Source organism: Actinoplanes solisilvae, from assembly GCF_003999975.1.
Lineage (GTDB): Bacteria > Actinomycetota > Actinomycetes > Mycobacteriales > Micromonosporaceae > Actinoplanes > Actinoplanes solisilvae.
The window spans coordinates 19,732-33,094 of the sequence record NZ_RJAC01000045.1 but is presented as its reverse complement, the minus strand read 5'-3'; the positions used below and the strand labels follow the sequence as shown (position 1 = coordinate 33,094).

The window sequence follows — 13,363 nt, the reverse complement described above, 5'->3', positions numbered from 1 at the left end:
TCGTCGGCATCCTGCACGGATGCCTCAAAACCGGCACACCCTACAACGAGGCGACCGCCTGGTCCGCTCACCTCATCGACGCTGCCGCTTGACATTCAAACTCCTGGGATGTCTTTCAGCGCCGGCGGAGGCGGACCTCGAAGGCGTCCCTCAGCCCGTCGCCGATGAAGTTGAAGGCGAGCACGATGAGGATGATGGCGATGCCGGGCGGGTAGAGCAGCCACCAGTGGCCGCTGTAGGTGTCGGCCAGGCCGTCGGAGAGCATGCCGCCCCAGTTGGCCGCGGGCGGCGGCACGCCGAGGCCGAGGAAGGACAGGTAGGCGACGTAGAGGATCGCGTCGGCGATCTGGAAGGTCGCGTTGACGATCACCGTGCCGATCGCGTTAGGCACGATGTGTGAACGCACCGCCCGCCCGCCGGTGCCGCCCATCGCCCGCATCGCCTGCACGTATTCGCGCGAGCGCAGGCTCAGGGCCTCGCCGCGCACCAGCCGGGCCGGTCCGAGCCAGGCGAACGCGCCGATGATGAAGATGAGCATGGGGACGCTCGGCGTGACGATCGCGGCCAGCAGCATGAACAGGAACAGCGCCGGGATGGACATCATCGCGTCGACCACGCGCATCATCGCCGAGTCGACCCAGCCGCCCGCGAATCCGGCGACGGCGCCCCAGATCGTGCCCACGGCGGTGGCCAGCACCCCGGCGGCCAGGCCGACGATGATGGACGTCTGGCCGCCGAGCATGAGCCGGCCGAGCTGGTCGTATCCGACGCCGTCGGTGCCGAGCGGATGTCCCGGCGAGCCGGCCGGCAGGTTGACCGCGGTGAGATCGGTGTGCACCTGGTCGGTGTGGTAGAACAGCGGCCCGAGGAAGCTCAGGGCGGCCAGCAGCACGAACATGCCCGCGCCGACCAGGGCCAGCCGGTTCTCGGCGAAGACCCGCAGGCCCTGCCGCCACAACGGCACCGTGGGGTGTTCTTCCTCGACGACGGTCATGAGGCGCTCCGGCGGAGACGGACCCGGGGGTCGGCGGCGGCATAGAGCAGGTCGGCGACGAGCGAGCCGACGACCGTGGCGACGGCGATGATGACGGTGACGCCGAGCAGGATCGGGTAGTCGCGCTTGAGCGCCGCCTGCCAGAACAGCTGCCCCATGCCGGGGAAGTTGAACAGCGACTCGACGACCAGGGCCCCGCTGAACAGCGCGGGCAGGTACATGCCGAGCAGGCCGATGATGGGGAACAGGCCGTTGCGCAGGGTGTGCGTCAGGATGACGCGGCGCTCGGGCAGGCCCTTGCTACGAGCCGTGCGTACGTAGTTCTCGTTGAGGTTGTCGACCATCGCGGAGCGTACGTAGCGGGAGTACACGGCGACGGTGACGATCGCGAGGGTGATCGTGGGCAGCACCAGGCCGGCCGGGTCGGCGAGCACCTCGGCGACCGTGAAGCCCTGCGGCGCCTCGGGCGGCAGGATCGGCCACACCTGCGAGAACAGGATGATCATCAGCAGGCCCATGAAGAAGATCGGGGTCGCGTAGGCCAGCAGCGACAGCGAGGTGATGGCGTAGTCGGGCCAGCGGTTACGGCGTACGGCCTGGATGACGCCGAGCGGGATGGCCACCACGACGGCCAGCAGCGTGGACAGCAGCGACAGCACCATCGTCTTGGGCAGCCGCTGCACGATCGCCTCGAGCACGGACTGGTTGAGCTGGAACGAGTAGCCGAGGTCGCCGTGCAGCAGCCGCTGGACGTAGAGCAGGTACTGCTGGATCCAGGGCTTGTCGTAGCCCATCGTGTGGTTGAAGGCGGCGAGCTGGTCGAGCGTCGCCTCCTTGCCCAGAGTGGCCCGCGCGGCACCCCCGGGCAGCAGGTGCAGGATCACGAAGGCGATCACCGTCACGAGGGCGACGACGATCAGCGCCTGACCCACGCGCGTGATGAGATAGCGGACCACCTGGGCCGTTCTCCTCCCGGTTCGGCCGGCCCGGCGACGAGCGCCGGGCCGGTCATGACAAGTGGTCTTCTACTTCCAGGACCAGTCCTGGAAGTACATGTAGTTCATCGGGTCCTGCGGCTCGACGCCCTGCAGGCCCGAGCGGTACGACGACACCTGGTAGACGGGGTTCGGCATCCACAGCACCGGCAGGTCCTTGGCCAGGAAGTCGTTGTAGGCCGTCAGGGCCTTGTCGTCGGCCGAGAACTGCGTGGCCTCGATGAGCTTGTCCGCCTCGGGGTTGCTGTAGCTGCCCAGGTTGACCGGGGCGTCGGTGGCGAACAGCCGCTCGCCGCTGGCGAACGCCGGGTAGTACCAGCTGCCCTGCGAGCCGAAGAACGACATGTCCCACGAGCAGGTGGCGTCGGCCGGCTTGCAGGCCGGGGTGACCGCGACCGAGTCCGGCACCTCCTTGATGTTCAGCGTGATGCCGAGCTTGGCCATCTGAGACTTGATCTCGGCGAACATCTTGGTGGTGGCGGCGAAACCGGTCTGGCTGGTGACCGTGAACGTCAGCGGCTGGCCGGCGGTGACGCCGGTACCGCACTGGGCCGGGGTCGTGCAGGTGGTCTGCCCGTCCGGGGTGACCTTCCAGCCGTGGGTCTCCAGCAGCTGCTTGGCCGCGGCCGGGTCGAACTTGTAGACGCAGCCGCTGGCGTCGGTCACGCCCGGCTTCTGCGGGACCGGGCCACAGGTCGGCGCGGCCGTGTCCGACCAGATCGCCTTGTTGATGGTCGGCTGGTCGATCAGCATCTGCATCGCCTGACGCAGGTACGGCTGCTTGAACAGCGTCCCGGTCTTCGGGTTGTTGTAGTTCAGCTGGAGGTAGGTGATGGACCAGCCGTACCAGGGCGAGACCTTGTAGCCCTTGGACTCCAGGTAGCTCTTCTGCGACACGTTGGCCGCGGGCACGTAGCCGTAGTCGAGGTCGCCGGCCCGCAGCACGTTGAACTCGGCGTCGTCACCGGTGAACGGCCGCAGCACGATCTTCGCGAGCTTGGCCTTGTCCTCGCCGCTGTAAGTGCTCTGCGCGGCCAGCGTCACCTCGCCGTTCGGCACGTACTTGGCCAGCTTCCACGGGCCGCTGTTGACCTGCCAGAGCGGGTTGGAATCGTACGTCTTGGTGTCCTTGGCCGCCGTCGTCAGCGTGTCGAACACCTTCTTGGCGCCCTCGGGCTTGCTCGCCTGGTTGTCCTTGTCCCAGGCGTGCTGCGGGACGGGCGTGATCCGGTTGAGCTGGTTGTCGACGAACCAGGCGGTGTTGTACGCCTTCGTGGTCGTCAGCGAGAACGTCTTGTCGTCCTTGACGGTCCAGTCGGCGATGTTGTCGGGGAAGCCGCCCTTGCGGTACGACGCCCACTTGTCCTTGTTCGCCGTGACCAGGTCGTACCAGAACTGGATGTCCTTGGTGGTGACGGGCTGGCCGTCCGACCACTTGTTGTCCTTCAGCGTGATGGTCAGCGTCTTGCCGCCGTTGCTGACGACCGGCGCCTCGGCCATCGAGCGCCGCGAGTCGATGTTGTACTCGGCGGTGCCGTCCAGCCGGTAGGAGTACAGCGACCGGTACAGCGCCTGGCCGAAGATGGCGTTCTCGCCCTGGGTGAAGCCCGGGGCCGAGATCGGCAGGATCCAGTTGGGGGTCCGCAGCGCGACGGTAGCGGTGTCCTTGTTCGAACTCGTGGCACCACCGGCCGATTCGTTGCTGCTCCCGGTGCAGGCGGCGAGGCCCGCTCCGAGGGTGATCGCACTGCCTATCGCCACTGCCGCGCGCAGAAAGCTGCTCTTCATGATCACTACTCCTTGACGTCCGACGCGGTGAAACTTAAGCGCAAAGAAGTTTCAGGTCAACGAAAACTAGGACTTATTTCGGTTACTTCGGCCGTGCTACGTTCCAAGTCGCCGAAGCTTCGGCCAAACTGATCGTCGGCTTCCCATGGCTCTGCGCGAGACTCTCGTGGCACTAAGACACACTGAGGCCCTGCTCGAACAAGGAGAGGCTCGTGCACCAACCGATCTCTGCCACGCTGCGCGACCAGACCCTCGAACTGCTGGCCAGCGGCGCCGCCACCAACCGGGGCGACCTGGTCGAAGCACTCCAGGTCGCGCCGTCCACGGTCACCGCCGTCGTGCGGCGCCTGATCGAGGAGGGCGTGCTCGAGGAGGAGGGCGTCGGCCGGTCCACCGGCGGCCGCCGCCCGCGCATCCTGCGGCTGCGCGACACCGACGGGGTCCTCGCCGTCGCCGAGCTCGGCGGCCGGCACGCCCGGGTCGGGCTCTGCGGCCCCGGCGGCGCGCTGCGGGTCAGCGAGGAGGTGCCGATAGAGATCGGGGCCGGACCCAAACATATTTTCGACGTCGTCAGCGAAACCTTCGACCGGCTGCGTGAATCAGTCGCGCCCGGCCAGCCGCTGCTCGGCGCCGGTGTGGCCCTGCCCGGCCCGGTCGAATTCCCCAGTGGACGCATCGTCGGGGCGGCCCGCATGCCCGGCTGGAGCAGCGGCGACCCGGCGAAGATCCTGGCCAACAGCTTCGGCGGCCTCATCGCACCGGTCATCGTCGACAACGACGCCAAAGCGGCGGCCCTCGGCGAGTTCGCGACCCGCGACGACGAGCCGGGCGACATGATCTACGTCAAGGCCGGCACCGGCATAGGCGCGTGCCTGGTCACCGACGGACAGATCTTCCGCGGCGGCCGCGGCCTCAGCGGCGACGTCACGCACGTGCGGGTGGCCGACAGCGGCGAACGCCGGTGCTCCTGCGGCGGCCGCGGCTGCTTGGAGACCGTGGCCAGCGGCGCGGCCCTGGCCCGCCAGCTCGCCGAGCAGGGCGCGCCCGACATGAGCCTGAACGACATCATGGTCGCGGTGAACGACGGCGACCCGGCCGTGGTGACCGCCGTACGCCAAGCCGGCCGGCTGCTCGGCGTGGCGCTGAGCGGGCTCGTCAACTTCCTGAACCCGCGCGCCGTCGTCGTCGGCGGCGCACTGTCCAGCTTGGACGTCTACGTGGCGGCGACCCGGGGCATGCTCTACGAACGCTGCCTGCCGTCCATGACGCAGTCCCTGACCATCGAGGCCAGCGTGGCCGGCCCCGACGCGGCCCTGGTCGGCCTCGGGCGTCTGCTGCGCTCGACCGTCTCCTCCTGAGGATCCTGGAGCAACACCCGTGCAACGAACCGTCCGCATCGCCATCGGCGGCATCCACATCGAATCCAGCACGTTCTCGCCGCACCTGAGCTCGTTCGACGACTTCGAGGTCACCCGCGGCTCCTCCCTGCTGGCCCGCTACGACTGGCTCAGCGAACCCTGGGCGGCCGCCGTCGAGTGGATTCCGCTCGTGCACGCCCGCGCGCTGCCCGGCGGGGCGGTAACGCCGGAGGCCTACTCGTCCTGGGAAGCCGAGATCGTCGCCGGGCTGGAGGCGGCCGGGCCGGTGGACGGGATGTTGCTGGACTTCCACGGCGCGATGAGCGTGGTCGGGCGCGACGACGCCGAGGGTGACCTGGTCACCGCCATCCGCAAGGCGATCGGGCCCGAGCCGCTCATCAGCACGGCGATGGACCTGCACGGCAACATCTCCGAGGTCCTGTTCGACGGCTGTGACCTGCTGACCTGCTACCGCACGGCGCCGCACGTCGACGTGTGGGAGACCCGTGCGCGCGCGGCGCGCAACCTGGTCGACGCCTTGGGATCTGGGGAGCGCCCGCACAAGGCCCTCGTTCACGTGCCGATCCTGCTGCCCGGCGAACAGACCAGTACCCGTGAGGAACCGGCCCGCAGCCTGTACGCGCGCGTGCCCGAGATCGAGGCCCGCGACGGCATCATCGACGCGGCGATCTGGATCGGGTTCGCCTGGGCCGACCAGGCTCGGTGCCGGGGCGCGGTCGTCGTCACCGGCCACGACCGGGACGCCACCGACGCGGCCGCCCTCTCGCTCGCAACCTCGTTCTGGGAGGCGCGCGACGAGTTCACGTTCGTGGCCCCCACCGGCACGATGGACGAATGCCTGGACGCTTCCAGCGGGATGCGGCGGCCGTTCTTCATCAGCGACTCCGGTGACAACCCGGGCGCCGGCGGGGCCGACGACACCACGTACGCCCTGTCCCGGATGCTGGCGCGCCCCGACCTCGGCCGGGCCGTCTTCGCGTCGCTGTTCGACCCGGATGCCGTGGCCTCTGTCGCTCACCTTCCGATCGGTTCCCCCGTGCGGGTATCGGCCGGCGGGGGCATCGACAGCCGCGACCCCGGGCCGGTCACGCTCGACGGCGTCCTGGAGGCGGTGGCCGACGACCCCGACGGCGGGCGCTGCGTCAGCATCCGGGTCGGCGAACTGAGCGTCTTCCTCACCTCGCGCCGCATGCAGTATCGACTGCTCTCCTCGTACGAGCGTCTCGGTGTTGACGTGCGTGAGGTCGGCGTCGTCACCGTGAAGATCGGCTACCTGGAGCCGGAACTGTTCGACGCGGCCGCCGACTGGATGCTGGCCCTCACCCCCGGCGGCGTCGACCAGCACCTGGCCCGGCTGCCGTACGAGAACGTGCTGCGCCCGGTCTTCCCACTCGACCGCGACTTCACCGCCGAGCTGACGGTAGTGACCGGATGACCGTCCTGGCCGTCGACGTCGGCGGAACCACCATCAAGGGCGCGGTCGCTTCCCAGGACGGCCAGATCCTGCACACGCTGACAACACCGTCCGAGGCCGACGCCAACCCGGTGCAGGCGGTTCGGTCACTGTGCGTACGGCTCAGAGACGATGCCGTACGCCTCGGCGCCGCCCCCGCCGCGATCGGCGTCGTCACCCCCGGGCTCGTCGACGAGGACGAGGGCGTGGTGAAGTACGCCGCGAACCTTCACTTCCGGGACGTCCCGCTGCGCAAACTGATCGGCGACGACCTGGGCCTGCCCGTCGCCGTCGGCCACGACGTGCGAGCGGCCGGGGTGGCCGAGGCCGTGGCCAGCGGCCTGGACGACTTCCTGCTGCTACCCCTCGGCACCGGCATCGCGGCGGCGGTCGTGGTGCGGGGCATTCCGCTGCCCGGCGCGACCCGGGCGGCCGGCGAGGTGGGCCACATGCCGGTCTACCCCGGCGGCGAGCCGTGCAGTTGCGGCCAGCAGGGTTGCCTCGAGGTGTACGCCTCGGCGGGCGGGCTGGCCCGTCGTTACGCCCGCCTCGGCGGCGCTTCCGGCCTGGACAGCCGGGCGATCGCGGCCGCTCTTCCCGACGACCCGGTGGCCCGCACCGTCTGGGACGACGCGACCCGAGCGCTGGGCACCGCCCTGGCCACCCTGACGCTGACCCTCGACCCGGCCCGCATCGTCCTGGGCGGCGGCCTCGCCGACGCGGGCGACCTGTTCTTCGACCCGGTACGGGCGGCGTTGAGCGCCGCCCTCGCCTGGCGGCCGGCGCCGTTGCTGGCCCGCTCGGTCTTCGGCGCCCGGGCCGCCCTGGTCGGAGCCGCGATCCTGGCCCGCCGCGAGGCCGGGCTGGCGGTTCCGGACGGCTGGGGCGCGGACGGCGTCCAGCCTGGCTAGACGCGCTCCGATGTGGTGGCCGGCCATCGTGGCTCGGCTCGCTGCCGCCGGGCTTTCGCAGACCGGGCGCGATCGTCGCCTAGCTCGCTGCGGCCGCTTGCGGTGGGCGGGGGTGCGGGGAGGGCTTGCCAGGCGGGCAGGCGTCGTGGCTCAGCCCGCTGCCGCCCCTCCCGGTCGCAGAGTAGTTGCGCTGGGCATCCCAAGCCGGCCGGCGTCGCGGTACAGCACGCTGCCGCCGGTCGCGGCGCCGGGCTGGCCGCCCCCGGGCTCTTTTCCCTGATGTAGGGCCATCCGGCCTTGATCGTTCCCCAGATCAAGAAAGCAGGGGTCTCGGCTCGCATCGAAAGCCCTATTTCCTGGTAAACCTGGTCGGCTCGGCTCGAGTGCTCCAGATCAAGGAAAGGGGTCTCCAATGTGCGACCATCCGCCTGCCGCAACTGGCCGCGCCATGCTGGGCCACGACGGCGGCCCGCCTGCAAAGCCCTCCGCAAACCGCAAGAGGCCGCGCTGAGCGATACCCCCGTGCAGAGCAAGCCCCGCTACTAAACCCTGCTGCGCACAGCCCCCGGCTTCAGCTCAGCCGAGGAATCCTCGCGCAGGTAGAGGTACCAGTAGGTCGTGGCGACGAAGACCACCGCGCCCACCAAGTTGCCGAGGAAGGCGAAGACCAGGTTGCGCACCACGTCGCCCCAGCCCAGGCCGGGCACGTCGGCGAAGACGGCGGCGGGCAGGAAGAACATGTTGGCGACCACGTGGTCGAAGCCCATCGCGACGAAGGCTGTGATCGGGAAAAGGATGCCGAGGATTTTGCTGGAGACCGAGTCGGCGGCCAGGGCGATCCAGACCGCGAGGCAGACCAGCCAGTTGCAGCCGACGCCGCGCAGGAAGACCTGCCAGTCGGTCTCGGTCACGCCCTTGGAGACGGCGATCCCGGCGAGCCGTTCGTAGGTGAGCCCACCCATGCCGGCTGTGCCGCCGTGCCCGACGACTCCTGTCTGCACGGCGAGGAAATAGGCGACGAAGAGCGCGCCGGCCAGATTTCCGATCAGTACCAGGCTGAAATTCCGGATGATGGCGCCGAATCCGAGTTTGCGGGCCAGGAAGCTGATCGGCACGAGAAGCATGTTTCCGGTCAGCAGGTCGGAGCCCGCGATCAGCACGAGCACGAGCCCGAGCGAGAATGTGACGCCGGTGATGAGCGTCGGGATGCCGCCCCACTGCATGGGGTTGAGCCCGGCCGAGGTCACCAGGGCGACCAGCGCGCCGAAGGCGATGTAGGCGCCGGCCAGGAAGGCCGCGACCAGCGTCTTGTCCCACCGTTCGTGGGCTTTGGCCGTGCCCGAGTCGACTGCGGCGGTGGCTATGTCCGCCGGTTTCAGAATGGCCATCGGTTCCCCCCGGATCTCGGCAATCGGGCGTCGCGTGAACGACCGGACCAGCCCTGATGCGCCGAAGGTAAGCCGAACGGAAGACGTGACGCCGTGACGGGCCGAACATGGTGGGGAGAGTTATATCCACGTCGATGACGCCATTGTTAGCCGCACCTCAAACAGGTTTGAAGCGCGGCCGACAACGAAAAAAGGCGCAACGAATCAGGCGCCGGGGCTCGCCACGACGGCGGTGGTCACCGCCGTGTAGTCGAGAACCGTGCCGGCCGCCAGGCCCTGGTACATGTCGGTGCCGGGAACCATCAGCACCAGCCGTTCCCCGATGAGCCGCCCGGCGGCGGGGTCGATGACGAGTTCCTGCCGGATCGTCGCGGTGTCGACGCCCAGGGCCACCCCGGACCGGCCGTCCAGGTTGACCGCGTCGGCCGTCACGTCGAGGCCGGGCAGGAAGGTCAGAGCGCGATAGACGCGAGCACGCAGCTCGGCCGGCGAGTCCGAGGCCAGCACCCCCGCGGCCATCTGCAGCATCTCGCCCGGCCCGCCCTGGCCCGCGTCAGCGCGCAGCCGCTCGTACAGCGCGAATGGCTGATGAGGAAGCGAGGCCAGGAAACTCGGCGTAGGCGAGTACCAGTCGCCCGGACGCTCGTCGCACGGCACCGCGCCCGCACCGAGCTGCCCGTTGTCAGTCGGAAAGTCACCGCACGGCCCGACCTCGCGAGTGCGGGCAGCCGGCGTCAGGAGTCCCCCGTCCCCTTCACGCTTGACCAGGTCGTCGCTCCCCACAAGCCACTTGGTCTGCCCGGTCACCGTCGACACCTTGACCCAGTCGCGGCCGCGCTCGTGCGGCACCCACGTTTCGGTCACCGTCTCCTGCAACTGCGACAGAGGCTTTCCCGTACGGGTCTCCGCGGCGCCCAGCGACCAGGCGTGCGACGTCGTGCGGAAATACTGCCCCGGCGCCGTCTGCGCGGAAGCGGAAGTGGCCGAATCGGCGGCCCGGTCGAGCCGGTCGACCGCGGCAGCGCTGGCGGCCGGCGCCGGCCCACCGGTCGCACCCCAGGCCACCCCGGCGACGAGCACGACGGCGGCCGCGGCGGCCCACCACTGCACCCGGCGGCGGCGCTGAGCCCGCAACGGCACAACCTTCTGCGCGTCGGCCAAACGCCCCAGCGCCTTCGCCCGGGCCTCGGAGGAGAACGACGGTCCGGTCGGCAGGTCGGCCAGCGCCCGGTCCAGTTCCTGGTCAGTCCACATTTCCGGCTCCCCGTTCGATCGGCATCTCTGGTGCGGCGGACCGCAGGTGGCGGCGTACGCGATGAAGCCGGGAACGCACCGTACCGGCCGGGACGCCGAGCGCGTCGGCGATCTCTTGGCTGTTCAGGTCGGTGAAGCTGCTCAGCAGCAGCACGTCGCGGTCGCCGGGCGGCAGCAGCGCGATGGCCGCCGCGAGCTGGGCCGCGCGCACCTGGGCGTCGACCCGCTCGACGACCTGGTTCTCGTGGCCGGCGACCCGGTCCGCCGAGGCCAACCGGCTGGTGGCGTGGTCCTCGCGCACGCGGCGGCGTACGTGGTTGTTGGCGAGGTTGGTGGCGATGCTGTAGAGCCAGGCCCGCCAGGAGCCGCGCTCGGCGCTGTAGTCGTTGCGGGCTCGCAGCGCGGCCACGAACGTGTCGTCGACCAGGTCGTCGGCGGCCGGCCCGACGCGTCGGGCGAGGTAGCGGTGCAGGTCTGCGGCGTGCAGGTCGAACAGGCGGCCAATGTCGTCGGAGTCTGGGGGCGGCGGCTCGGGGACGGCCGCCGTCACCAGGTCAGCAATTGTCACACCGGTACTTGGTCGCACACCGGCGAAGTGTTCACGCCGGTTTCCGGGGCGGTCGGGCGGCCACCCCGGATCGTGATCTCTACTGCCCCATCAGGGTTTCGAAATCGGGTGTCTCGGCGAACATGTCGTACGCCTTGGCGGGCTCGCGCCGGTGTACCTCGGCGGCCAGTTCGGCGGCGGCGCGGTCGATGCGCTGCCGCAGGTTGCCCTCGGTGGTGTGACCGGCGCCCCAGTCCTCGGGCGCGGCGAAGACGCCGGTCGGCATGACCACCGCGTGCAGGTAGGTCAGCAGTGGTCGTACGGCGTGGTCGAGCATCATCGAGTGACGGCCGGTGCCGCCGGATGCGGCGATCAGCACCGGCTTGCCGGCCAGGGCCTTCTCGTCGAGCACGTCGATGAAGAGCTTGACCAGGCTGTTGTACGTGGCCCCGAAGGTGGGCGTGACCAGGATCAGCGCGTCGGCCCCGGAGACCTGGTCGAGCAGTTCGGCGAATTCGGGCGAGGGGAACCCGACGAGCAGGTTGTTCAGCGCCTCGCGGGCGTGGTCGCGCAGCTCGATCGGGCTGACCTCGGCCGGGTCGCCGAGGCCGTCGAGGTCGCGGGCCACGGCCTCGGCGATCCGGTCGGCCAGCATGCGGGTCGACGACGGCTGGCGCAGCCCGGCCGAGAGGACGACGACGCGTTTCACAGCTGCGCCTTGAGCGACTGTGCGGCTTTCAGCGACTCGTGGGTCGGGCCGTCCGGCACGTGCGCGGGGCGGCCCACGGCGAACTCCTTGCGCAGCACGCGGACGACCTCGCCGAGCTCCTCGAGCTGCTTGAGGACCAGGTCGTGCGCGATGCCCATGCCGTCGAGCACGAAGAGCTGCCGCTGGTAGTCGCCGGCGTACTCGCGGAAGCCGAGGATCTGCTCGATGACCTGGTCACGGCTGCCGACGGAGAGCGGCGTCTGCTTGATCATGTCCTCGAGGGCGGGCCCACCCCCGTACACCTGGGAATTGTCGAAGTAGGGGCGGAACTCTCGCAGAGCGTCCTGCGACTTCTCCCGTACGTAGAACTGGCCGCCCAGACCGACGATGGCGGTGTCGGCCGGCCCGTGACCGTAGTGCTCGAAGCGCTCGCGGTAGTGGCTGATCAGGCGGCCGGTGTGCGACGGCGGCCAGAAGATGTTGTTGTGGAAGAAGCCGTCGCCGTAGTAGGCGGCCTGCTCGGCGATCTCGGGGCTGCGGATGGAGCCGTGCCAGACGAACGGCGGCACCCCGTCGAGCGGGCGCGGCGTGGCCGTGAACGACTGCAGCGGCGTACGGAACTTGCCCTCCCAGTCGACGACCTCCTCGCGCCAGAGCCGCCGGACCAGCGCGTAGTTCTCCAGTGACAGCGAGATGCCGTCGCGGATGTCCTGGCCGAACCAGGGGTAGACGGCGCCGGTGTTGCCCCGGCCGAGCATCAGGTCGACCCGGCCGTCGGCGATGAGCTGCAGCATCGCGTAGTCCTCGGCGATCTTCACCGGGTCGTTGGTGGTGATCAGCGTCGTCGACGTGGACAGGATGATCTTTTTGGTGCGGGCGGCGATGTAGCCGAGCACGGTCGTCGGCGAGGAGGCCACGAACGGCGGGTTGTGGTGTTCCCCGAACGCGAACACGTCGAGGCCCACCTCCTCGGCGAGCACCGCGTACTCGATGATGCGCTTCATCCGCTCGTACTCGCTGGGCGTCTTGCCGGTCAGCGGGTCGCGCGCCAGGTCACCGACCCCGAAGATCCCGAACTGCATGGTGGCCACACCTCTCACGTAATTGACGTGTCAATAATGCTCAAGACTAATTGACACGTCAACAACAGCGACGTACGTCACTCTCGTGAAACTTCGGGCCCGGCTCGCGTCACTCCTACATGCGAACCAACAACCTGCTCGACCTGGAGGCCACCGAGGCGGCCCCCATGCACGCCTTCGAGGCAAAAGCGTCGCCGTTCCGGCCGTCCGGTGCCTGGGACGGTGACACCCTCGTCGGCGGCGGCAACCTTTACCCGTCGGCGGCCAGGGCCAGCAGCCGGGCCCGCGGTGAGAGACCGGCCGTCGCCTGCATCGCGGTCGCGTGGGCGGCCGCCTCGGTGGTGCGGCCCGTGTGCAGCGCCGCCTCGACCAGATCGAGCTCCAGACCACGGTCGGCCGGTGCGGCATGAGCTGCCCGGCTCGGCTGAGCCGGGCCGCGTCCTGAAGGAGGAACGATGACGCACGAGGAGGAGGCGCTCTTCGACGTCTTCCTGGGTGCCGCGCTCACGGTGCACGCAACGTCACCGCCGACCTGCAGCACGAAACCAACATCACCCTTGGTGAGCACGGCGTGCTGTGGCATCTCGCCGAGGCGCCCGGCCGCCGGCGGCGGATCAACGAGCTCGCTCCGGCGCAGTTCGTGTCGCTCAGCCGCATGAGCCGCATCGTCGAGACATTGAAGCAGCGAGGGCTGGTCGATCGGGAGCAGGCGGAGAACGACCGGCGCGGCTGGTACGCGATCCTTACGGATGCGGGGAGTGAGTGGGTGCGCAAGAACGAACAGTCGTAAGCGACGAACGCGCGCCGCTACTTTCTGTGCCTGCTCGACCCCGATGCCGTGCCCACGCCGGCCTCGGCCACCC

At 69.6% G+C, this 13,363-nt stretch carries 13 protein-coding genes; 4 read left to right on the top strand and 9 right to left on the bottom strand.

Going from position 1 to position 13,363, the window contains the following annotated elements; all coding sequences use genetic code 11:
- Positions 1–115: 115 nt before the first annotated feature.
- The 3 genes from EER30_RS45005 to EER30_RS44995 form a co-directional block, all read right to left on the bottom strand.
- Positions 116–994, bottom strand: coding sequence for an ABC transporter permease (locus tag EER30_RS45005; protein WP_127508962.1), 879 nt, complete (start codon positions 992–994; stop codon positions 116–118).
- Positions 991–1,950: an ABC transporter permease gene (locus EER30_RS45000; RefSeq protein ID WP_127508959.1), complete on the bottom strand. Its 960-nt coding sequence runs from the start codon at positions 1,948–1,950 to the stop codon at positions 991–993. Before EER30_RS45000 ends, EER30_RS45005 begins: the two co-directional genes overlap by 4 nt.
- Before the next feature lie 69 nt (positions 1,951–2,019).
- Entirely contained in the window at positions 2,020–3,777 is a 1,758-nt protein-coding gene (locus EER30_RS44995; protein ID WP_127508956.1) for a peptide ABC transporter substrate-binding protein, read from the bottom strand.
- Positions 3,778–3,989: 212 nt separating this feature from the next.
- Between EER30_RS44995 and EER30_RS44990 the strand changes: the two genes are divergently transcribed.
- Genes EER30_RS44990 through EER30_RS44980 form a run of 3 tightly spaced genes read left to right on the top strand, consistent with a single transcriptional unit; the run spans position 3,990 to position 7,520 of the window.
- Positions 3,990–5,135, top strand: coding sequence for an ROK family protein (locus EER30_RS44990; RefSeq protein WP_127508953.1), 1,146 nt, complete (start codon positions 3,990–3,992; stop codon positions 5,133–5,135).
- 19 nt (positions 5,136–5,154) lie between these two features.
- Positions 5,155–6,591, top strand: coding sequence for a M81 family metallopeptidase (locus EER30_RS44985; RefSeq protein ID WP_127508950.1), 1,437 nt, complete (start codon positions 5,155–5,157; stop codon positions 6,589–6,591).
- Entirely contained in the window at positions 6,588–7,520 is a 933-nt protein-coding gene (locus EER30_RS44980) for an ROK family protein (RefSeq protein WP_127508947.1), read from the top strand. Before EER30_RS44985 ends, EER30_RS44980 begins: the two co-directional genes overlap by 4 nt.
- 542 nt (positions 7,521–8,062) lie before the next feature.
- Here EER30_RS44980 and EER30_RS44975 read toward each other — a convergent pair.
- The 6 genes from EER30_RS44975 to EER30_RS44950 all read right to left on the bottom strand — a co-directional run bounded on the left by EER30_RS44975 (position 8,063) and on the right by EER30_RS44950 (position 13,083).
- A complete protein-coding gene (locus tag EER30_RS44975; RefSeq protein WP_127508944.1) occupies positions 8,063–8,908 on the bottom strand; it encodes a formate/nitrite transporter family protein in 846 nt (281 codons plus the stop codon).
- Positions 8,909–9,112: 204 nt separating this feature from the next.
- On the bottom strand, positions 9,113–10,162 hold the full coding sequence (locus EER30_RS44970) for a CU044_5270 family protein (protein ID WP_127508942.1): 1,050 nt from the start codon (positions 10,160–10,162) through the stop codon (positions 9,113–9,115).
- On the bottom strand, positions 10,152–10,730 hold the full coding sequence (locus EER30_RS44965) for an RNA polymerase sigma factor (RefSeq protein WP_127508939.1): 579 nt from the start codon (positions 10,728–10,730) through the stop codon (positions 10,152–10,154). Before EER30_RS44965 ends, EER30_RS44970 begins: the two co-directional genes overlap by 11 nt.
- A gap of 79 nt (positions 10,731–10,809) precedes the next feature.
- Complete coding sequence (locus EER30_RS44960) at positions 10,810–11,418, bottom strand: FMN reductase (RefSeq protein ID WP_127508936.1); 609 nt, start codon at positions 11,416–11,418, stop codon at positions 10,810–10,812.
- Positions 11,415–12,500 carry a CE1758 family FMN-dependent luciferase-like monooxygenase gene (locus EER30_RS44955; RefSeq protein WP_127508933.1) on the bottom strand — a complete coding sequence of 362 codons (1,086 nt, stop codon included), beginning with the start codon at positions 12,498–12,500 and terminating at the stop codon, positions 11,415–11,417. The genes EER30_RS44960 and EER30_RS44955 overlap by 4 nt, the downstream gene beginning before the upstream one ends.
- 250 nt (positions 12,501–12,750) lie before the next feature.
- Positions 12,751–13,083, bottom strand: coding sequence for a hypothetical protein (locus EER30_RS44950; protein ID WP_127508930.1), 333 nt, complete (start codon positions 13,081–13,083; stop codon positions 12,751–12,753).
- On the opposite strand from EER30_RS44950, the gene EER30_RS44945 reads away from it, so the two are divergent.
- Positions 13,072–13,290, top strand: coding sequence for a MarR family winged helix-turn-helix transcriptional regulator (locus EER30_RS44945; RefSeq protein WP_164842759.1), 219 nt, complete (start codon positions 13,072–13,074; stop codon positions 13,288–13,290). The genes EER30_RS44950 and EER30_RS44945 overlap by 12 nt on opposite strands.
- The last annotated feature ends 73 nt before the right edge of the window (positions 13,291–13,363 follow it).